We start from the raw sequence: 1071 nt of genomic DNA, 5'->3' as shown, positions 1-1071 counted from the left end.
AAGGACAGTAGCAGTACGAAGATCAGCTCATCAATGATTAAGCCGAACAACACTGCTGTTAGCAAAACCCAAATCATAAAACGCAGGTGCTCGGAAGCTCTTTTATGCATTGGGCTCCTATCCTCTAGAACCGTACCATCAGTTGGACTTATCTTAACGGATTAATGCGAGGTTTTGGTGGAAAATCGATATCCAGTGCCACGCACAGTTTGCACCAAGTAATCATGTGCTTCACCAAGCGCTTTTCTCAGCCGGCGAATATGCACATCTACCGTACGTTCCTCAACATAAACATTACCGCCCCAAACAAGGTCTAGCAACTGTGCACGGGTGTAAACGCGATCCTGGTGCGTCATAAAAAACTGCAGTAACTTGTATTCAGTTGGCCCTATTGCGAGTTCTGCATCGTTCGACGTAACTCGGTGACAAACGGGATCAAGCTCTAAACCGTCGATATTGATCGCTGACTCTACGCCTTGCGGCGTTGCGCGACGCAAAACAGCTTTCAACCGTGCAACAAGTTCTCGCGGCGAAAAAGGCTTGGTGATGTAATCATCAGCACCAACCTCTAGACCCTGCACTTTGTTATCTTCTTCGGTTTTTGCAGTGATCATGATAATCGGAATGTCTGCCGTGGATTCGTCCCGCTTTAGGCGACGAGCCAGTTCGATTCCGCTTGTTTCAGGAAGCATCCAATCAAGTAAAATCATGTCGGGCCGCTGATCCACAATGTAAGTGTACGCATCCCTCGCGTTGTCTGCTTCCAAACATTCGTAACCCGCCATTTCCAAAGCTACAGCGATCATTTCACGAATAGCGGATTCATCATCAACAATTAGAATCTTTTTGTCTGACATTACCTATTCCCACATCTTGGATTGGACTGGCTTGAGTCGCTGCTAATTAAAAACTAACGATTCTCATGCACTGAGTATGCGGTATTACATAAAAGGCATGTTACAAGTATATGACAGGAATGGAATTTAGATATCTACGATCACCGAACCGCGTAGTCCAGCACAATACCAATAAAAATTAACAAGCCAACCCAGTTGTTGTTGAGAAATGCCC

General features: G+C 45.6%; 1 protein-coding gene. It reads right to left on the bottom strand.

The genetic code is table 11. The annotated features are described in order from the left end of the window. Positions 1-161: 161 nt before the first annotated feature. Entirely contained in the window at positions 162-857 is a 696-nt protein-coding gene (phoB, locus tag A3750_RS21545) for a phosphate regulon transcriptional regulator PhoB (protein WP_068458735.1), read from the bottom strand. Positions 858-1071: the final 214 nt, after the last annotated feature.

It is taken from the genome of Oleiphilus sp. HI0079, assembly GCF_001635105.1.
This window is presented reverse-complemented; position numbering and strand designations above follow the sequence as displayed.